Below are 18680 nucleotides of genomic sequence, written 5' to 3'. Positions count from 1 at the left end.
TAAAATAACTCATCTCTTTATATAAAAACGCCCAATTTTTTAGAGGATCCGCATGTTACAAAGTAAGCATAGTGAAGCTTTTCTAGCGGTTGCCGAAACAGGTAGCTTTGAGCAAGCTGCTATTCGTTTGAACATCACAGCGTCAGCGGTAACATTACGTTTGCAAACTTTGGAAAAACAACTTGGACAAGTCCTGATCATTCGAGAAAGACCATGCAAAGTCACTCAAGCAGGCCAGGAAGTGTTACTTTTTCTACAACATCATCGCTTGATGGAACAGAATTTAATTCAGAGTCTTCAAGGACAAAGTTCACAATCACAATTTTTTAAATTAAACATAGCCACCAATGCCGATTCATTGGTGACGTGGCTATTACCCACAATTCAACACACCTTACTTACAGAAAAAATTGCTATAGACTTAAAAATTGATGATCAAACTCAAACCCATCACTTACTGGAAGCGGGATTAGTCAATGCCTGTATTTCAACCGAATCGAAACCAATGAAAGGCTGTGAGGCGATTCATTTAGGTACAATGAGTTATAGGATGGTTGCTACACCGAATTTTATCCACACTTACTTTCAGCATGGTATTCAACGTGAAACATTACGGCATATCCCTGCTGTTATTTTTAATGATAAAGACCACGTGCATGCCGAAGTTTTACAGCAAGTTTTTGGCTTGATGCCAAACAGTTATCCATGCCACTTTATTCCTTCTGCAACATCTTTTGTAGATGCGATTTTGCTCGATTTGGGCTATGGCATGGTACCTAAAATGCAAATTCAAAAAGAATTAGTAACAGGACAATTACTTGAAATCATACCCAAAGCAAGAACCGATTTACATCTATATTGGCATCATTGGAAACAACAATCTAAGCAACTGGAAAAACTCACTTTGGATTTAATTAGTAATACTCAGTCTATTTTAATCTAAGCACATGCTAATACTATTTGATTAATAGCGAATTCAAATCACATGTAAAGAGCCCAACCATATCCCAGATTGAAATTTCATACATTTGACGAGCTAAACCCTTAGCTTGCGTTGCAAAAAATTGTGCTTTGTTCTAGTACTCAGAGTTAAAGTATCTAAGTACCAAAAAAATTGTCGAATGAGTGAATCGTCCCCGCGTAAAAATGATATCCGTATCGCTATGCGATAGATATACAATAAATAATTGAACAATAAAAAATGTAAAACTACGTTATAGATATTATGCTAATTATGTTGGGCACTATACGTTATTACTTTATCCTCCACTGCCCAGACACTTGGATATTCACTTTTTCTCCAACGCCACCCACAGCTTTTTTCATTCCGAAATCACTACGCTTTATGACTGTAGTAGAACTAAAATCTAGCAATTTTGGATTATTTAGATTGGGTTTAATTGTCGCATTAAAAGTTACAGGCTTAGTCACATTACGCAATGTTAAATTACCTGAAATTAGATATTTATTATTAGCAAGCGGTTTAAATGCCATACTTTTAAAAGAAGCGGAAGGATATTTAGCAGCGTAAAATAAATCTTCACCCATAATCATATTTTTTAAAGAAGATTTATTAATGCTTAGGCTATTTACATCCATCACAAATTCAGTAGATGCATTTTGCGGAGCGCTCGTATCAAAATTAAGGGAAGAATTAACACGCTTAAATTGCCCTTTGACGATGTTCATACCCAATGAGTCGATATGAAATCCAACATCACTATTGGGTGTCAATGTCCAAGACGCGGCATAGCTTGAAATCGAAATAACGAAGCTACCCAATAAAACTCCGTTTATAGCGACTGATTTAAACTGCATGCAATACTCCATTCATATTCTATATATTTCTATTCAGTGTATTGCAATGCACACAAAAAACATTAAAGATTTGATTTGTCTTGCGTTTGGTATTTGTACTTTAATTGTTGGTAAATTTCCGTTTTCTGAAATTTCTCTAAAAACTCAGCTGTGCCCAAAGGAAACTCGACCTGATAAACTTCACCACGATAATATGCCTCACGTAGTGGGGTCGCAGAGATAGAGCCAACTAAAATATCCAATTCAACCATTTGCCATTCTGGAAATAGTTTTAAGTAATAAGATGAATCATCTTTAAAGTGACCAATTAAACCAATCTTATCAGTCTCTAAAACTGTAGCATTCACCAAGGACTTAACCAGCTCTACCCATTTAGTATCATTATAAACATCAATAACATGTACAAATTTGATTCGTTTTTGATCCGCTTCAGAAAAATTAGATAAAATCATTTGTTCCCGTTCTGATGCCAGAAAAGGATTTTTAGTATTCCGTTCATTTTGCGCAGAACCCAAGGCCAAAATTACATATTGGCTTTGTTGTAATGCAATTTTAATAGTTTGCATATGCGCGAGATGAAAGGGCTGAAAACGTCCAATATAAACAAGATAATCAAATTTATAAGTCATAAAAGTAATTTTTTATGAACTCATCAGTTGCAACAGAATTTCAAATATGCGACATAATGAGGGCATAAAATCCAATTAAATTTTAAAGCAAGGATAGTACGATGACACTTAGTTGTATTCAACAGCCACATCAACATTTAAACGCAAATTTAGAGAATGGTGTACTGACTTTAGCAATTAATCGACCAGAAGCAAAAAATGCACTGTATGGTGAATTATATCTATGGATTGCAAAAGCCCTAGATGAAGCTGATCAAGATCGTGATGTTCGTGTGGTAATCTTACGTGGCGCAGATGCTGACTTTAGTGCAGGTAATGATATGAAAGATTTTATGGCTTTCATTCAACAACCACTTGAAGGTAAAGAAGGTGACGGCCCTCCATTTGTATTATTAAAATCTGCTGCACGTTTATCTAAACCATTGATCTGCGCAGTACGTGGTGTGGCGATCGGGATCGGAGTAACAGTACTTTTACATGCTGACCTCGTTTATGCAGACAATACTGCCCTATTCCAAATCCCATTTGTCAGTCTGGGACTTTCTCCTGAGGGTGCTTCCAGTAAACTCTTAATTCAACAAGCGGGATATCATAAAGCGGCTGAATTACTGTTAACTGCACAAAAATTTAACAGTGAAAAAGCGCTCAATGCTGGCTTAATCAATAGTATTGAAGACGATGTATATGGTCACGCTTTACACCAAGCACAGACCCTAGCAGCACTTCCGTTGGCTTCAATCAAACAAACCAAAGCATTAATGAAGCATAATCTTGAAGAGATTATTCAATGCGTGGATGATGAAGCGGTGATCTTTATGCAACGCGTTAAATCACCTGAAATGGCTGAAGCCGTTGCCGCATTTATGCAAAAGCGTAAGCCAAACTTCTCTCAATTTAATTAATTGAGAGAATCTGTCAAAAGCCACTGCATGACTAATATTCAGTGGCTTTTGTCATTTTGAATCCAATAAAACATATCATTTAATTATGGGTAAAGATCATGTCACAAGATACAACGACCAAGAAGCGCTATTACGAACCCGCTCCACAAGATATCGATATTGAAAATTTCCGTAAAGTCATAGAAAGTCGTCGCTCAGTACGTAAATACACTGAAAAGCAAATTCCTGCCGATGTTTTAGATGCTTGTTTAGATTTGGCTTTATTGGCACCAAACTCATCAAATCTTCAGCCTTGGACGTTCTATGTGGTTCAGTCTCAAGCGAAAAAGAAACAATTAGTCAAAGCTTGTTTAAGCCAATTATCAGCAAAAACAGCCGCAGAACTGATTGTATGTGTGGCACGTATTGACCGTATTGATGAAATGGCAAAAAACAATTTAACCCATTTCCCAATGCCAGAAGCGCCAAGAGCTGTAAAACAATATTATAAATTTATTGCATATAACTATAAAACAGGTTATCTGAATGCTTTAGGTAACTTTAAAAAGGTGGCTTTTAAAGTAGCACGCACTTTAGATAAACAACTTCCTGTCACTGCATTCAACCCAGCTGATGCAAAGCTTTGGGCCAGTAAAACAACAGCCTTGGCTTGTGAAAACTTGGTACTGGCTTTACGTGCTTATGGTTTTGACAGTTGCATGATGGAAGGTTTTGATGAACCCTTAGTTCGCAAGATCCTCAATCTAGGTGATAAAGAATTTCCAGTCATGGTGATTAGTGCCGGTGAACGTGCTGAAGATGGCGTATTCTTCCCACAATACCGTTTTGATCGTGATTTGTTTATTCAAAAAGTTTAATTTTAGCTTATAAATTCCTCCTCTTTGTTCAGAAGCGGGTTGAGATTTTTAAACTATTATTCAATATCAATGATTTGAATAAACTCAAAAGCAGGTTCTTCATAAGGATGACTTGCTTTTAAAGCGATTGCCACTTGTTTGGCCTTGTGTTCAGGAACGATAGTTTCCACTCGCCATTCAGGCAATTGCTCTAAATGATCTAACTCGCCTATAAAAGGCTGTGCACCGCTTAACGGTTTAAATTGCCCTGTTCCTAACACTTGCCAAGCGCAATGTTCATAATCACCAATACCACCCGCTCCTGCTTGAAAAATTGCAAGTTTGGTTGCTTCAAGGTGTGATTCTGGAACATAGTAGATCAGTTTAAGCATATTATTTTATAATCAAAAACTTGATTATAGCTTTGTTCGTATTTACTTTTACTTATTTTTATTTGGTTTTCGTTAGAAAAAAGCTATGTATTGTTAGCTCAATTCATAAGATTTAAACAGAACTGTAGATTTTATAAGCTTGATCAGAATACAAAAAAAGAGCGCCTAAGCGCTCTTTTTATTTCTCTAAAAATTACTCGTCAGATTCAGTATTATCAGACTCAGTTTCACCTTCATCCATAACAGTTTCATCATCAACTAATTTTTCAGAATCAATTAAATTCTCTGAATCTAAAGCAGTCTCGCCTTCGATCGCGTCTAACTGATCGATAATCTCATCATCAGCTTCGACAGCTTCAACCGCAACCACACCGACCAAGACTTCTTCATTACCTAAGCGGATCAAACGAACACCTTGGGCATTACGACCTGTTCTCGCTACTTCAGAAGCACGGGTACGAACCAGTGTTCCACCATCAGAAATCAACATTAATTCTTTAGATTCATCGATGGCAACAGCACCCACTAACTCACCATTACGTTCAGATGTTTTAATTGCAATAACACCTTTACCACCACGTTTTTTAGTTGGGAAGTCATCTACTGGTGTACGTTTACCATAACCATTTGCAGAAGCACATAATACTTCGCCAGTTTCTGGTACAACAACTAACGAAACGATTCGGCTAACCACATTGGTATTCGAATCTATAGTATCTTCATCATCTGAATCTACATCAACTTCAACATCTTCTTCTGTTTGTGCCGCAGCCAATGCCACACGCATACCACGAACACCTTTCGCAGTACGACCCATCACACGAGCATCAGTTTCAGAGAAACGGATTGCTTTACCTTCATTCGAGAACAACATGATTTGCTGTTCGCCATCAGTAATTGCAACACCAATTAAAGTATCTTCTTCTTTCAACTCAATCGCACGTAAACCATTTGAACGAACATTACCAAACTGCTCTAATTCAACACGTTTTACTGTACCTGATGCTGTTGCCATAAATACATAGAAGTTTTTACGAACACTTTCTACACGTTCAGCAAATTCAGCGATTAATTCATCATCAAGATCAGAAGCAGAAAGTTCAATACCAATTTCTTTGAGTTGCTTACGTAAAGCATCTGATAAGTCATCTGGATTTTCACCAAGCTCTGCAAACGCAGCTTTTAGTGCTTCATAATGTGAGTCGATAATTGTATTTTGACGCAGTTGAGCAACGTTGGCACGGACAAAAGTTCTAAACTCTGTTAAACGCTCTGTAAATTTCTTCGGTGCATCGATAACAGGAAGAATCGCTGTAATGGTCTCTTCTGCATCCAGTGGTAATAAGTTCACCATTGGGCGACCTTTTGCACCACGTGACGCTTGAGGTACTTCAAATACTCTTAAGCGATAAACTTTACCTACATTGGTAAAGCACAATACAGTTGCATGGTTCGATGTCACAATTAAATGTTGAATATAATCGTCTTCTTTCATCGAAGTTGCAGATTTACCACGTCCACCACGGCGCTGTGCAGCATAATCAGACAATGGTTGCGTTTTTGCATACCCTGTTTTTGAAACAGTTAAAACAACTTGCTCTTCTGGAATCAAATCTTCACGAGAGAAATCAATACGTGATTCAACAATATCCGTTTTACGTGCATCGCCATATTGTTGAAGAACCAATGCAAGTTCTTCACGAATCACATTCATCAAAAGATTGAAGTCATTTAAAATTGCGGTAAGTTCAGCAATTTGAGCTAAAATTTCAGAATATTCAGCTTGTAATTTATCTTGTTCAAGCCCTGTTAAACGATGTAAACGTAATTCTAAAATTGCACCAACTTGAGCTGGAGATAAACGATAAAGCTGACCGTCTAAACCAAATGGACGACTTGGATCTTCACCTTCAATCTCATCTGGGCGAACTGAAATTGCACCCGCTTTTTCTAGCAATGCAACAACATTTCCACCCGCCCATTCGCCAGCAAGTAAACGCTCACGTGCTTCAGCTGGATTCGCAGAAGTCTTAATGGTTTCGATGATTTCATCAATATTGGCTAAAGCAACAGTCAAACCTTCTAAGATATGACCACGTTCACGCGCTTTACGTAATTCAAACATGGTACGGCGCGTCACCACTTCTTGACGGTGACGAATAAATGCCGCAATGATGTCTTTTAAATTCATCAGTTTAGGTTGGCCATTATCCAAGCAAACCATGTTGATACTGAATGAATTTTCAAGTTGAGTATTTAAAAATAAGTTATTAACAATAACTTCAGCGTTTTCGCCACGCTTTAAGTCAATTGCAATACGCATCCCGTCTTTATCAGATTCGTCTCGAAGTTCTGAAATACCTTCAAGTTTTTTCTCTTTGACCAATTCAGCAATACGTTCAATGGTTCTTGCTTTATTGACCTGATAAGGAATTTCAGTGAAAACAATCGTCGTACGACCAGTTTTTTGATCTTCTTCAAAATGGTATTTACCACGAATATGCAAACGACCTTTACCCGTACGGTAAGCATCTACAATTCCTGATTTACCATAGATAATGCCGCCTGTAGGGAAATCTGGACCAGAAATATATTCCATCAATCCTTCAATTGAGATGTTTGGATTATTTGCATAAGCCAAACATGCATTAACTACTTCTGTCATGTTGTGTGGCGCCATGTTGGTCGCCATACCGACAGCAATACCTGTCACACCATTGATCAGTAAGTTAGGAATACGTGTTGGCATAACCTGAGGAATACGCTCAGAGCCATCGTAGTTATCTTCCCACTCGACTGTATCTTTTTCCAAGTCAGCTAACATTTCATGGGTGAGCTTACGCATACGCACTTCGGTATAACGCATTGCTGCTGCGCTGTCACCATCGACAGAACCAAAGTTACCCTGACCATCAACCAATTGATAACGTAGACTAAAATCTTGAGCCATACGAACAATTGTTTCATAAACAGCTGAATCACCATGTGGGTGATATTTACCGATTACGTCACCAACAACACGTGCAGATTTTTTATAGGCTTTGTTATAGTCGTTGCCTAACTCGTGCATAGCGAACAGCACACGACGATGAACAGGTTTTAAACCATCTCTCACGTCTGGTAATGCACGAGATACAATAACACTCATGGCATAATCGAGATATGAGCTTTTTAGTTCATCCTCAATGGCAATCGGTCTAATTTCCGATACGCTCATGCATACTCCTTATTACAAACAGTGCAAACTGCTACTGCTCATTTATATAATCTAGCTAGTCAAAATTTAGCTCAAAAAGCGTTGAGCCAAAATCTAAAATTCAGTCGCACAGTATAGCATAAAACCAAGCGATTTTGTGCCTATCCAACCACACTATAATCATGATTTTTTGTAGTATTTTTAAACAATTTTAACGATTTATTGACAATAAAAAAACGCCTGATTGTCCACTCAATTAAGCATCGTTAAATTTATAAATGAATGGGTATTTTTATCTCGAAACCTAGATTTTTTCTATCCAATCATACCCAATGATGTGCTTCATTGACTATTTTTGTTATGTTTATTAGTAAAAAATAAATCACATCAAACAGTTTTGCTTCGGATCGATTAAAAAACTCAAACTTGAAAATTGCCCTATAAAATCCAATATGGCAAAAAATATGAGCAAAGCAATACGGAGTCTAACTCCACTGATCAGAAAAATCTAAACACTTCCAAATATAGAGTTTTGTGAATTTCTATCATTTATATGGATCTGCCTGAATCAATTCACAGTGTTGCAGCAAATCATCACTGATTGCTACACGATAACATTGCCAATCATGAATTTTATTATTTTCAAGCTGTGGAACCATATATATTCGACTTGCAGGAGTATCAGTGAATTTACCCACTAGAACTCCTTGCTGTGTAATTTCAATTTGATCAAAAATAAAATCACTAAACTGAGTCTGTTCAAACTTTTCAATATCTTTTAGGCTCGTTGCAAAACGATGCTTGACATCATAATACTCTGTTAAGCGCGCTTGATAAGCTTGCATATCAAAATAACGCGCTTGATATTCATTAGACACCACCTCTTCGCTTGCAGGAAGTGCTTCATCTGTGATCGCAGCCTCATCTTGATTGGATGCCCCAATTACAGGCATCACGATAGGAATAACGACACTTGAAATAACCCCAAGCACTGCCGGACCAAACAAAAATACAGCTAAAAGTATCCAGACAATTTTAAAATTTTTCTTTTTAGGCTGATTCTGAGACTCTCTTTGAGTATGTGCAACTTTCTGCTGCCATGATTCAAGTAATGCACTCGCCTTATCTCCTACAGAAGCATGCTGATTGCTTTCTGTTTCATTGTTCGGCGGAGTCTGTCGAGGTTTTATATTATGCGTGGGATTTGACTGTCCCTGCTTATTTTCACGGCGTACAGAAAATTCAACATTACTATTGCCTGTTAAATCGTTAGTCTGTTTAACATGTTTTAAACGAGTACCACAAATACCACATTTCATGGCTTCATTGATATTCTCAGCGTAACATTTGGGACACTTCATATTTATAGCTATTCTAGGTGAGATGATATGGAATTGAGCAGTAATGGAAAAACACAGCGTCTAAAATGACAGAATCAGCCAGTCTAATGCGCCAACAAATATAGAATTAAAAAAATGGTGAAAAACAGCTACAGAGTTAAAGGATATGTTTGTGTCTGTAACAACTGATTTAAACTGGAATTTTCTGCATGTTGTCAGTATACGATTGAAAATTTAATTATGTTTATCATTTGATCTTATAGGGTTTAAAATTAGACTTCAAGGCATTTATCTACTCATTCTCTCTCGCAATATTCCTTAAAAAACTTATCTATTTATATCAATTAATTATAGATAAAATAACCACTCAAATTACAGTACTTTAGACGTAAGAATTAAGATCAGAAAAAATGAAAATAGCATTTTTGATCACTGTTTTTATTTTATGATACCTTATGTTTAAAAATCCCTTTTATAAATCAAGAAAAGATCATGTAGCTTGAATCGTATTAGTTTTGCAAGGTTCCTTATACCTATGGGAAAAATGACCATAAAGGAGCTTTTAAATTGATTTACACTATAAAAAAAGGTCTTATGAGAGAAGCTACTCAGAGTTTCTTTATTAGCATAGAGAATAACCCACCACCACGACTTTATTTATCCGCACATACAATCCATCTATTTAATCAATAAATTTGAAAAAAAAAACGCACTTAGGAAATCCTAAGCGCGTTTTTTGAAACTTAATTCGAGAATTAAAGCTTAGAAACTAATTCAGGAACAACAGTATTCAAATCACCAACTAACCAGTAGTCAGCTACAGCATTGATTGGTGCTTCTTCATCTTTGTTGATTGCAACAATCACTTTAGAATCTTTCATACCTGCCAAATGCTGGATCGCACCAGAAATACCTACAGCGATGTAGAGATCAGGCGCAACGATTTTACCAGTTTGACCAACTTGCATATCGTTAGGAACGAAGCCAGCATCAACCGCAGCACGTGAAGCACCTTGAGCTGCACTCAGCTTGTCAGCAAGTGGGTCAAGTACTTTATGATAGTTCTCACCAGAACCAACACCACGACCACCCGATACAACGATACGCGCAGCAGTTAATTCAGGACGTTCTGATTTCACAATTTCTTCAGAAATGAACTTAGAAATACCTGCATCACCTGTAGAAGCCGCTGATTCAACTGCAGCTGAACCGCCTTCAGCAGCAACAGGATCAAAAGCTGTACCACGTACAGTTGCAAGAACAATTGCTTCGTCAGATTGAACTGTAGCAATTGCATTACCTGCATAAATTGGACGTTTGAAAGTTTTAGGACCTTCAACAGCAATGATGTCAGTGATCATGCTTGAGTCTAAAAGTGCAGCAGCGCGTGGCAAGATGTTCTTACCTGTTGTTGTTGAAGCAGCAAGGATATGTGAATAACCTTTACCTAATTCAGCAACAAGTTTCGCTACGTTTTCAGCCAATTGGTTTGCATAAGCTGCATCGTCAGCAAGCAAAACTTTGCTTACACCAGCAACTTTCGCAGCAGCATCTGCAACTGCTTGAGCACCAGAACCTGCAACCAATACAGTGATATCACCACCGATTTTTTGAGCCGCAGCAACAACGTTTAAAGTTGCACCGTTAAGTGTCTTATTGTCGTGCTCAGCGATAACTAAAATACTCATGATTTTATCCTTCTGTATTAGATCACTTTCGCTTCATTTTTAAGTTTTTCAACAAGCTCGTCTACAGACTTCACTTGTACACCAGCTTTACGCTCTGCAGGTGGTTCAACTTTAACTGTTTTAAGTTTAGAAGTTGCTGTAACACCGAAATCTGCAGGAGTTTTCGTATCAAGTGGCTTTTTACGTGCTTTCATAATGTTTGGAAGCGCAGCATAACGTGGCTCATTCAAACGTAAGTCAGTGGTAATGATCGCTGGAGTATTTAACTCAACAGTTTGTAAACCGCCGTCAACTTCACGAGTTACTTGAACTTTATCGCCATTTACAGTTACTACAGAAGCAAATGTACCTTGACCAGCGCCAAGTAAAGCCCCCAACATTTGACCAACTTGGTTAGAGTCGTCATCAATTGCTTGCTTACCTAAAAGCACAAGTTGTGGTTGTTCTTGTTCAACAACAGCTTTTAGGATTTTAGCAACTTCTAAAGCGCCAAGTTGACTGTCATCAGCCTCAACTAAAATACCGCGATCTGCACCAAGCGCCATAGCAGAACGAATTTGTTCTTGCGCTTCTTTTGGTCCAATAGAAACAACAACGATTTCTGAAACTGTTCCTTTTTCTTTTAAGCGAACCGCTTCTTCAACTGCGATTTCATCGAATGGGTTAATTGACATTTTAACGTTAGTAAGGTCTACCCCACTATTGTCCGGTTTAACGCGAACTTTAACGTTGGCATCAACCACACGTTTTACAGCAACAAGAGCCTTCATGTAATCCTCGGCTGTTTTAGCAAAAGTAAATGTTAAGAAGAGTTATAATAACGCTTCATTTAAAATTATTTAGGTGTCCTATCTTGCAATGTGATTGGCATTTCGGTCAAGTCACAATTCGCAAAACTGCTGTAAAAAGTCATAAAAAAGCTTGAACGTACAGTTCACATTTTTTCTAAATATTTTAACTTAGACACATAAGGCTACTATTTCGACAATATTTATATATTGATAAATAACATTATTTGTATAGATTCTGTATAAATAATCAAAAAAATTAAGATAAATTATCAATCAATCAAAGGGATGACACCACCCGTTCATCGATACTGCTACACTCTGTCATTTTAGACAGAATCAGCAATTTTTCTAAGTATGTTTATTGATTAAATTTGTGAACTTTTTGGCATTAAACTTGTAACAAAATACTAAATATACAAAAACGGGCTTCTTTTCAGAATTACCCGTTTGTTTCTGCTTGGATTAATTTACCAATAACCATGCGGCTGCAATAGTCAACAAAGTCCCTGAACCACCATCAATCCATTTTTGCTTACGCTCATTGATGTGCTGCTTTTTGGTCAATTGAGCAATCAAAAGACTCAAACCACAATACACCAAGAAAATCAAAGCAATAAAAATTGCTGACAAAGCCAAGCCTTGAAACACGGTGTTGCCTGATTTATCGATAAATTGTGGCAAAATCGCAAAATAGATCAACATGCCTTTTGGATTCAACAATGCCGTAACAAAGCCTTTGCGAATAGGATTTGAAACTGCTTTCTGTTCAATACGTAATGCCTTTGGGCTAAATACTGATTTAATCAAATGAAATGCCAAATACAATAAATAGGCGATCCCCAAATATCGAATCGTCTCAAACAATACTGGGAATGAAACAATAATTGCAGCAATTCCAAGCGCAACCAGAATCGAATGAACCAGATAGCCAGAACAAATACCGATTGTCGCCATCATGCCTGCTTTCGCATCTTTACCTATCACTTGTGACAGGATAAATAACATATCTGGTCCTGGTGTGAAAATTAACGGAAGTACCGTTAAGGCAAAAAGTACAAATACAGACATCTCTTTTCCCTTTCTGAAGTTTGACTGCGAGAAGAAAACAGTATCTTTTAAAATGCTTAAAATAGGATTTCAAATATTCTATAATAATGATTATTTTTCGAATTAAATTCTAATTTATGAAAATTTCATCTAAGACTATTCTAATCAAACTAGATCGTATTGATAAAAATATCATTCGGGCTTTACAAGCCAATGGCCGAATCCAAAATAATGATTTGGCTCGTGAGATTGGGCTCTCGCCCTCATCATGTCTGAGACGAATTCGACTCTTAGAAGAAGCTAAAGTCATCCAAAACTATACAACAGTGGTGGATCCACAAAAAATTGGATTTCAATTGATACTATTCTCAAGAATCTGGCTGTTAGGACAAGATGCTGAAACCATTGATACCTTTATTGAAGCAATGAAAGAACTGCCTCAGGTCATGGAGTGTTATATTATTCTGGGTGAATGTGATGCGATGTTAAAAGTGGTCGTCCCCGATTTAGAAAGCTACCGTAAATTTCAGTCGACACATTTGACCAAGAAGAATGGTATTACCAGTGTAAAAACCGATGTCCCAAGTCAAATCATTAAACAAAGCTTTCAGCTACCTCTTGAAGATTTATAATTCAAAAATACGCATTAGGTGAATATGAAAACATTTACTCCCCCCGTTCAATTAGAAACACCTAGACTTATTCTTAGACAATGGCAAGTTCGTGATTTTGATGTTTTTGCAGATTTAAATGCTGATCCAGATGTTATGCGGTATTTTCCAGCGGCCTTGTCAAAAAATGAAAGTGACCTTTTGGCAGGTCGATTTCAAGACACAATTACTGAATATGGTTGGGGATTTTGGGCGGTTGAGTTAAAAGAAAATCAGCAATTTATCGGTTTTGTGGGTCTAGCCAATCAAGCGGAAAAATTTACTTTCTCTCCTTGTGTTGAAATTGGTTGGCGCTTGGCACAGCAATATTGGCATCAAGGTTATGCAACGGAAGCCGCTCAGCAATGTTTAAAGTTTGCATTTGAAAAATTGGCTTTGGAACAGGTTGTTTCGTTCACAACTGTACTGAATCAAGCTTCGGAAAAAGTAATGCAACGACTTGGTATGGATTATGTCGAGAACTTTATGCATCCCGTTTTAGACAAAAACCATGCTTTGGCTGAACATGTACTTTACCGTATACAAAATCCAAAGCTGTAACGCTGGTCAATATGCGGATTATCTTAGACGATGTAAAATTATATATCATAGGTGAAAATTTGACTGAGGCAATACGCTAAAAATTCTCCCCTCTTCTACTTAAGTAGTGCTTTAATCAGGATATTCAATAAAAATGATTTATGAATTATGTACAGATCGTCTTTTACTTCGACAATGGCAAGCTTCTGATTACGATGCATTTGCAAAAATCACAGCAAACCCTGAAGTGATGCAATTTTTCCCAAAAATTTTAAATCGTGAGCAAAGTGACGAACTGGCAAATCAGATTAAATATTTAATAGAAATCAAAGGCTGGGGACTTTGGGCTGTTGAATTGATTGAAACCCAAGAATTTATTGGATGTGTGGGACTACATCAACAACCCTCAAAATTTGAATTTTCACCATGTATAGAAATCGGCTGGCGGCTTGATCCAAAATTTTGGAATAAAGGCTATGCAACTGAGGCAGCTCAAGCTTGTCTAAGATTTGCATTTGAAGAACTGAATTTTCAAGAAATTGTTGCATTTACATCTAAACATAATTTTGCGTCGCAAAATGTCATGAAAAAAATTGGAATGAGCTTTTCTCATGACTTTCTGCATCCTGATTTTGATGAGCACCATCCACTACATGAAGAGAAGCTCTATCGAATCCAAAAACAAGATTTTCAATTTGAGTATTGAACTATTTCGCCATGCTTGCTAAAAAATCACGATGAATATGGCTTAAATCAATCAAATCTTGATTTTTGAGCTCCAGCACTTGCCAAATCTCAATAAAGTCTTCTTTTAAATCAATATGATTAGACACTGTTTGGGCCGCTTGCCATTGTTGGTCTGATATCCATAAATAGGTCTGATTAGTTGCTGTATTTACAGCTTGAACTTTACCCTCAGCATTGATACCCAATACTTTTCCTTCTTGCGGTAACGTTGCCTCAATTTTGGGAAGGCTGAATTCTACAAAATGTTTAATTTGACGTAAGCCATAGCCCTTAAAAATTTCTTTTTGAGCGTCAGTCAGTTGCTTATATTTTTGTTCAAGTTCAGGGATCATTGAAAGACCTAATTTTTCTGCAAAATTGAATCAATAGAAATGTATTGAATAAATACGAAACCTAGATATACATGAGAGCATTTTTAAAAACAATTATCTATTCGACTTTTTTCTGTGCTAAATGTGTTTAAGCGCTGTGCATTTTATCAAAAACTAACAGTACTTCTCAGCAGGTCTATATTCATTACAAAATACAAAGATCAACGCTTAATAAAGCCTTATATGCAAGGTCAATCTTTTATTTTCGATGCAGCAGCTCTTGGATGCGCTTGATCATAGACTTGTGCCAGATGATCAAAATCGACATGGGTATAAATCTGTGTCGTGGTTAAATTGCTATGTCCTAGCATTTCTTGCACTGCACGCAGATCTCCACTATTGGATAACATATGACTGGCAAAACAGTGGCGCAATAAATGTGGGTGTAAATCAACATTTACCCCTGCACGTAGTGCTTGATATTTGACTCGATTTTCAATCTGACGTGGGGTAATACTTGTGCCGCGTTGGGTAATAAATACCAAAGACTCAGGGCTAAACTCCCCCTGCCAGATTCGATAAATTTTTAACCATTCAATCAGACTCTCTCTCGCTTTAGAGCCAAAAGGTACAATTCGAGTTTTATTCCCCTTACCCGTGATACGCAATAAATGGCGGGTAAAATCAATATCCCGTATGGTTAAACTTTGCACTTCCGCCAAGCGTAAGCCACTGGAATAGAGCAATTCCAAAATAGCTTTATCTCGTAACCACAACTGCTTTTCTCCAGGCTTTTCAGGCTCGGGCTGATCCATAATCTGATTGACCGTTTCAATATCAATCATCCCTGGTAATGGTCGAGCTTGCCGCTTTATCTGAAAATCATCAGCTGCATTGATTTCTAAATAACCACCCTGTTTAGCCCACTTCATAAACTGACGAATTGAAGTTAAATGCCGTTGTAAACTACTGGTCGAAAGCTGATCTTTTTCGACACGATAAGCCACATACTCTCTTAAATCAGTAGCTTCGACTTGTTTTAACTCCATCTGCTTGTCATAGCAAAAGTCAATAAAGTTAGCCACATCTCGGAAATAAGCTTCTAAGGTATGTACCGATTGATTCTGTATTTTCCGATCCTTAATCCACATCGAGAGCAATTGCATTGCACCGTATTGCATAAGCTCTCCTTTGATCAAAATAGCAAATGATATAACCTGATTGAAAAATATCAGTCTTGTAAAACTGTATACACCACACCATTGATGACTTCTGCCATCTTATTTAAATTGAGTTTTTCAACAGTATCGTCTTGGGTATGATAATGCTTATTTCTAAAAAAAGCCGTATCTGTGATCATAATAGCAGGTATATCGAAACGCCAATAATTCAAATGATCTGAGAAATCCACGCCTTGTACAAATGATGGCGCTATCAATCTTTGACAATCAAGGCGTTTTAACGCTTTCATGGCATCACAATATTTTTCACCCAATCCACGTGAAGTGAAATTACTCACTGCGCCAATAAAATTTCCATGTTTGGGATAAAACAGAGCTAATCCGGATGGATAATCCTGAACATTTTTATGGTCAAAATATCCAATCATTTCCAAAATATACACCGCTTGAATTTGATCTTTTTGTTTTAAAATGGATTGTGCGTGAATATAACTCCCCATATGTTCAGTACGGAAATACGGAGGTTCTTCCAAAGTATAAAAGACAAAATCAACATTCTGTTTAAGACTGGCTTTATTGACTGCCAAAATTCGCGCTGTCTCAATCAGCCCCACCACACCAGAAGCATTATCATCAGCACCTTTGAAATTCCCATAAACATCATAATGGGCACCAAGAATCACTTTTTTGGCGTGCCCCATTTGTAAGTGACATATTACATTTCGATAAGTTTTGCCTTTGACTTGATAAGGCTGGTATTCACAAGGAATCGCAAACTGTTCAAGTTGTTGTTTAATGAAAGCCGCAACTCGATCGAGCTCTTGAATATTTTGATAATTTCGAAACGCTTGTGGGTGAATCACTTGTTGTAAATAACTGTTTAAACGATCAGGTTCAGCTTGCTGATCATAGCGTTGTTCTGCGGCTACACTCCATGTTGAAAGCACACAGCTGAGCAATATAATGAAAAGATAATTTAAATTTAAAAAATTTGGATAACCTATTTGCATGTATAAATCCAATTTAAAAGCGTGTTGGTATAGCTATAATTTAAAAAAACAGCAGTTAGACATTCAGTTCTTGTTGTACGCCTGAGAATAACCAATATCGCGCTATAATGATGCAATTACCACGTTAGAAATTGTTAATATGAAAATCCGTATTCTGACCATTGGTCAAAAAATGCCTGCTTGGGTATTAACTGGTTTTGAAGATTACTTCAAAAGAATCCAACCTTTTGTACAGACGCAAATTATTGAACTCCCGATGGCAAAGCGTGGCAAAAATGATTCAGAAGCAGATATTTTAAAATATCGCCAAATTGAGGGTGATAGTATTCTCAGCCAACTGAAACACAATGAAGTATTGATTGCACTTGAAGTAGGCGGACGTGAATTTAGTACTGAAAAGCTGGCTGAAACCATGAAAGGCTGGATGCTTGAAGGTAATGATGTTGCACTGGCCATTGGCGGACCAGATGGGCATTCTGAAGCCGTGCGAAAAGCTGCTGCTTGGCACTGGTCACTGTCAAAACTAACTCTGCCCCATCCATTGGTTCGGGTTATGCTGATTGAACAACTTTATCGTGCGATGAGTATTAATCATAATCATCCGTATCATCGTGCAGGCTAGTCATGTAATTGGGCAAAAGTTGCATTGATGAAACAGTCTGTTGAAATAAAAGGCTTATTGAGAGCATACATTTTAGCTAGAATGGGCAATTCACGCTGTATTTAATGATCATTTAGGCACAAAGATATGAACTTACAAACACTCCCAGGTTTATTCATTTCACATGGCTCTCCCATGCTTGCGCTAGATCCTGAACAAGTCGGTCCTGCTCTACATCGTCTTGGTCTAAATTTGCCAAAACCACAAGCCATCGTGGTGATGTCTGCCCATTGGGAAAGTGAGGCTTTAGAAGTCAATACAGGTGTACGCCCTGAAACATGGCATGACTTTCGTGGTTTTCCTCAAGCGCTGTATGAGATTCGCTATCCCGCACCAGGAAATCCTGAATTAGCGGAAGAAATTTTGCATCTCTTGGCTGAAGCACATCTTCCTGCACATGCAAATAGTACTCGACCACGTGATCATGGCGTATGGATGCCTTTATTACATATGTACCCTGAGGCAGATATTCCAGTCATTGAAATTTCTTTACCTATGAATATGCATGCTGATCAAATCTACCAAATTGGTCAAGCACTTGCCCCACTCCGTGAAAAACAAATTTTATTGATTGGTTCAGGTAGCATCACTCACAATTTAAGAGAATTGTCATGGAACGGCAAAGATGAGAATGTCCCGGAATGGGCATCTACATTTAGAAATTATGTGGTGAGCAAACTCAATCATAGTAATTATGATGCTGTATTGGAATGGGATAGCATTCCTTATCTACAGAAGAATCACCCAACACTTGAACACTTTGCACCTCTGTTCTTTGCAATGGGCACTGGTCACCGCTTTAGTATTGTCCACAGTAGTTTTTCAATGGGTGCGCTAGGTATGGATATTTATCGTTTTGACTAAAGAACCTAATTGATCAAAATTTAGTTGGAATAATAAAAATTTGTTAATTATTGTTTAACTTTTAGTTATATGGATAC

19 protein-coding genes are annotated in these 18680 nt (G+C 37.4%); 8 read left to right on the top strand and 11 right to left on the bottom strand.

Annotation, left to right across the window (positions count from 1 at the left end; genetic code table 11):
* The first annotated feature begins 52 nt into the window (after positions 1-52).
* Complete coding sequence (locus tag AC2G3J_RS05610; RefSeq protein ID WP_336951765.1) at positions 53-943, top strand: LysR family transcriptional regulator ArgP; 891 nt, start codon at positions 53-55, stop codon at positions 941-943.
* 311 nt (positions 944-1254) lie between these two features.
* On the opposite strand, the gene AC2G3J_RS05605 is transcribed toward AC2G3J_RS05610, so the two are convergent.
* Together AC2G3J_RS05605 and AC2G3J_RS05600 are read right to left on the bottom strand one after the other, a co-directional pair.
* Positions 1255-1818: a YceI family protein gene (locus AC2G3J_RS05605; RefSeq protein WP_336951766.1), complete on the bottom strand. Its 564-nt coding sequence runs from the start codon at positions 1816-1818 to the stop codon at positions 1255-1257.
* A gap of 62 nt (positions 1819-1880) precedes the next feature.
* The gene (locus AC2G3J_RS05600) at positions 1881-2447 is read right to left on the bottom strand and encodes a nicotinate-nicotinamide nucleotide adenylyltransferase (protein ID WP_483770780.1); all 567 of its coding nucleotides are present in this window, start codon (positions 2445-2447) and stop codon (positions 1881-1883) included.
* A gap of 101 nt (positions 2448-2548) precedes the next feature.
* On the opposite strand from AC2G3J_RS05600, the gene AC2G3J_RS05595 reads away from it, so the two are divergent.
* A complete protein-coding gene (locus tag AC2G3J_RS05595) occupies positions 2549-3349 on the top strand; it encodes an enoyl-CoA hydratase (RefSeq protein ID WP_004717217.1) in 801 nt (266 codons plus the stop codon).
* A gap of 98 nt (positions 3350-3447) precedes the next feature.
* Positions 3448-4206, top strand: coding sequence for a nitroreductase family protein (locus tag AC2G3J_RS05590; RefSeq protein WP_004717220.1), 759 nt, complete (start codon positions 3448-3450; stop codon positions 4204-4206).
* Positions 4207-4262: 56 nt separating this feature from the next.
* Here the strand turns inward: AC2G3J_RS05590 and AC2G3J_RS05585 are convergent, their stop codons facing one another.
* The 6 genes from AC2G3J_RS05585 to AC2G3J_RS05560 all read right to left on the bottom strand — a co-directional run bounded on the left by AC2G3J_RS05585 (position 4263) and on the right by AC2G3J_RS05560 (position 12660).
* The gene (locus AC2G3J_RS05585) at positions 4263-4577 is read right to left on the bottom strand and encodes a YqfO family protein (protein ID WP_336951768.1); all 315 of its coding nucleotides are present in this window, start codon (positions 4575-4577) and stop codon (positions 4263-4265) included.
* 193 nt (positions 4578-4770) lie between these two features.
* Positions 4771-7794 carry a DNA gyrase subunit A gene (gene gyrA / locus AC2G3J_RS05580; RefSeq protein WP_483770779.1) on the bottom strand — a complete coding sequence of 1008 codons (3024 nt, stop codon included), beginning with the start codon at positions 7792-7794 and terminating at the stop codon, positions 4771-4773.
* Between the two features lie 524 nt (positions 7795-8318).
* Entirely contained in the window at positions 8319-9134 is an 816-nt protein-coding gene (locus AC2G3J_RS05575) for a zinc ribbon domain-containing protein (protein WP_483770778.1), read from the bottom strand.
* Between the two features lie 734 nt (positions 9135-9868).
* Positions 9869-10801 (bottom strand): FAD-binding protein, encoded by a 933-nt coding sequence (locus tag AC2G3J_RS05570; RefSeq protein WP_004717227.1) that lies wholly within the window; start codon positions 10799-10801, stop codon positions 9869-9871.
* Positions 10802-10818: 17 nt separating this feature from the next.
* Complete coding sequence (locus AC2G3J_RS05565; protein WP_004823176.1) at positions 10819-11571, bottom strand: electron transfer flavoprotein subunit beta/FixA family protein; 753 nt, start codon at positions 11569-11571, stop codon at positions 10819-10821.
* 483 nt (positions 11572-12054) lie between these two features.
* Positions 12055-12660: a LysE family translocator gene (locus AC2G3J_RS05560; protein WP_419327160.1), complete on the bottom strand. Its 606-nt coding sequence runs from the start codon at positions 12658-12660 to the stop codon at positions 12055-12057.
* A 116-nt stretch (positions 12661-12776) separates the two neighbouring features.
* Here AC2G3J_RS05560 and AC2G3J_RS05555 point away from each other — a divergent pair, with 116 nt between their 5' ends.
* The 3 genes from AC2G3J_RS05555 to AC2G3J_RS05545 all read left to right on the top strand — a co-directional run bounded on the left by AC2G3J_RS05555 (position 12777) and on the right by AC2G3J_RS05545 (position 14535).
* Complete coding sequence (locus AC2G3J_RS05555) at positions 12777-13271, top strand: Lrp/AsnC family transcriptional regulator (protein WP_336951772.1); 495 nt, start codon at positions 12777-12779, stop codon at positions 13269-13271.
* A gap of 24 nt (positions 13272-13295) precedes the next feature.
* Complete coding sequence (locus AC2G3J_RS05550; RefSeq protein WP_336951773.1) at positions 13296-13850, top strand: GNAT family N-acetyltransferase; 555 nt, start codon at positions 13296-13298, stop codon at positions 13848-13850.
* 133 nt (positions 13851-13983) lie between these two features.
* Positions 13984-14535 carry a GNAT family N-acetyltransferase gene (locus AC2G3J_RS05545; RefSeq protein ID WP_336951774.1) on the top strand — a complete coding sequence of 184 codons (552 nt, stop codon included), beginning with the start codon at positions 13984-13986 and terminating at the stop codon, positions 14533-14535.
* A gap of 1 nt (position 14536) precedes the next feature.
* Here the strand turns inward: AC2G3J_RS05545 and AC2G3J_RS05540 are convergent, their stop codons facing one another.
* The 3 genes from AC2G3J_RS05540 to AC2G3J_RS05530 form a co-directional block, all read right to left on the bottom strand.
* Entirely contained in the window at positions 14537-14908 is a 372-nt protein-coding gene (locus tag AC2G3J_RS05540) for a hypothetical protein (protein ID WP_004717237.1), read from the bottom strand.
* Positions 14909-15138: 230 nt separating this feature from the next.
* Entirely contained in the window at positions 15139-16038 is a 900-nt protein-coding gene (locus AC2G3J_RS05535) for a tyrosine recombinase XerC (RefSeq protein WP_419359510.1), read from the bottom strand.
* An 80-nt stretch (positions 16039-16118) separates the two neighbouring features.
* Positions 16119-17078 (bottom strand): M28 family peptidase, encoded by a 960-nt coding sequence (locus tag AC2G3J_RS05530; RefSeq protein WP_419359430.1) that lies wholly within the window; start codon positions 17076-17078, stop codon positions 16119-16121.
* Between the two features lie 139 nt (positions 17079-17217).
* On the opposite strand from AC2G3J_RS05530, the gene rlmH reads away from it, so the two are divergent.
* The gene (gene rlmH, locus AC2G3J_RS05525; protein ID WP_336951776.1) at positions 17218-17700 is read left to right on the top strand and encodes a 23S rRNA (pseudouridine(1915)-N(3))-methyltransferase RlmH; all 483 of its coding nucleotides are present in this window, start codon (positions 17218-17220) and stop codon (positions 17698-17700) included.
* A 126-nt stretch (positions 17701-17826) separates the two neighbouring features.
* Positions 17827-18603, top strand: coding sequence for a dioxygenase family protein (locus tag AC2G3J_RS05520; RefSeq protein WP_004717246.1), 777 nt, complete (start codon positions 17827-17829; stop codon positions 18601-18603).
* The last annotated feature ends 77 nt before the right edge of the window (positions 18604-18680 follow it).

This window comes from Acinetobacter legionensis (genome assembly GCF_057165765.1).
The sequence above is the reverse complement of the archived record's forward strand: the minus strand, read 5'-3'. Positions and strand labels throughout refer to the sequence as shown.

What these genes read in the sequence shown, in the direction of transcription:
- AC2G3J_RS05610 (WP_336951765.1), top strand. Translation starts at nt 53, where the DNA reads ATGTTACAAAGTAAGCATAGTGAAGCTTTTCTAGCGGTTGCCGAAACA.
- AC2G3J_RS05605 (WP_336951766.1), bottom strand. Translation starts at nt 1,818, where the DNA reads ATGCAGTTTAAATCAGTCGCTATAAACGGAGTTTTATTGGGTAGCTTC.
- AC2G3J_RS05600 (WP_483770780.1), bottom strand. Translation starts at nt 2,447, where the DNA reads ATGACTTATAAATTTGATTATCTTGTTTATATTGGACGTTTTCAGCCC.
- AC2G3J_RS05595 (WP_004717217.1), top strand. Translation starts at nt 2,549, where the DNA reads ATGACACTTAGTTGTATTCAACAGCCACATCAACATTTAAACGCAAAT.
- AC2G3J_RS05590 (WP_004717220.1), top strand. Translation starts at nt 3,448, where the DNA reads ATGTCACAAGATACAACGACCAAGAAGCGCTATTACGAACCCGCTCCA.
- AC2G3J_RS05585 (WP_336951768.1), bottom strand. Translation starts at nt 4,577, where the DNA reads ATGCTTAAACTGATCTACTATGTTCCAGAATCACACCTTGAAGCAACC.
- gyrA (WP_483770779.1), bottom strand. Translation starts at nt 7,794, where the DNA reads ATGAGCGTATCGGAAATTAGACCGATTGCCATTGAGGATGAACTAAAA.
- AC2G3J_RS05575 (WP_483770778.1), bottom strand. Translation starts at nt 9,134, where the DNA reads ATGAAGTGTCCCAAATGTTACGCTGAGAATATCAATGAAGCCATGAAA.
- AC2G3J_RS05570 (WP_004717227.1), bottom strand. Translation starts at nt 10,801, where the DNA reads ATGAGTATTTTAGTTATCGCTGAGCACGACAATAAGACACTTAACGGT.
- AC2G3J_RS05565 (WP_004823176.1), bottom strand. Translation starts at nt 11,571, where the DNA reads ATGAAGGCTCTTGTTGCTGTAAAACGTGTGGTTGATGCCAACGTTAAA.
- AC2G3J_RS05560 (WP_419327160.1), bottom strand. Translation starts at nt 12,660, where the DNA reads ATGTCTGTATTTGTACTTTTTGCCTTAACGGTACTTCCGTTAATTTTC.
- AC2G3J_RS05555 (WP_336951772.1), top strand. Translation starts at nt 12,777, where the DNA reads ATGAAAATTTCATCTAAGACTATTCTAATCAAACTAGATCGTATTGAT.
- AC2G3J_RS05550 (WP_336951773.1), top strand. Translation starts at nt 13,296, where the DNA reads ATGAAAACATTTACTCCCCCCGTTCAATTAGAAACACCTAGACTTATT.
- AC2G3J_RS05545 (WP_336951774.1), top strand. Translation starts at nt 13,984, where the DNA reads ATGATTTATGAATTATGTACAGATCGTCTTTTACTTCGACAATGGCAA.
- AC2G3J_RS05540 (WP_004717237.1), bottom strand. Translation starts at nt 14,908, where the DNA reads ATGATCCCTGAACTTGAACAAAAATATAAGCAACTGACTGACGCTCAA.
- AC2G3J_RS05535 (WP_419359510.1), bottom strand. Translation starts at nt 16,038, where the DNA reads ATGTGGATTAAGGATCGGAAAATACAGAATCAATCGGTACATACCTTA.
- AC2G3J_RS05530 (WP_419359430.1), bottom strand. Translation starts at nt 17,078, where the DNA reads ATGCAAATAGGTTATCCAAATTTTTTAAATTTAAATTATCTTTTCATT.
- rlmH (WP_336951776.1), top strand. Translation starts at nt 17,218, where the DNA reads ATGAAAATCCGTATTCTGACCATTGGTCAAAAAATGCCTGCTTGGGTA.
- AC2G3J_RS05520 (WP_004717246.1), top strand. Translation starts at nt 17,827, where the DNA reads ATGAACTTACAAACACTCCCAGGTTTATTCATTTCACATGGCTCTCCC.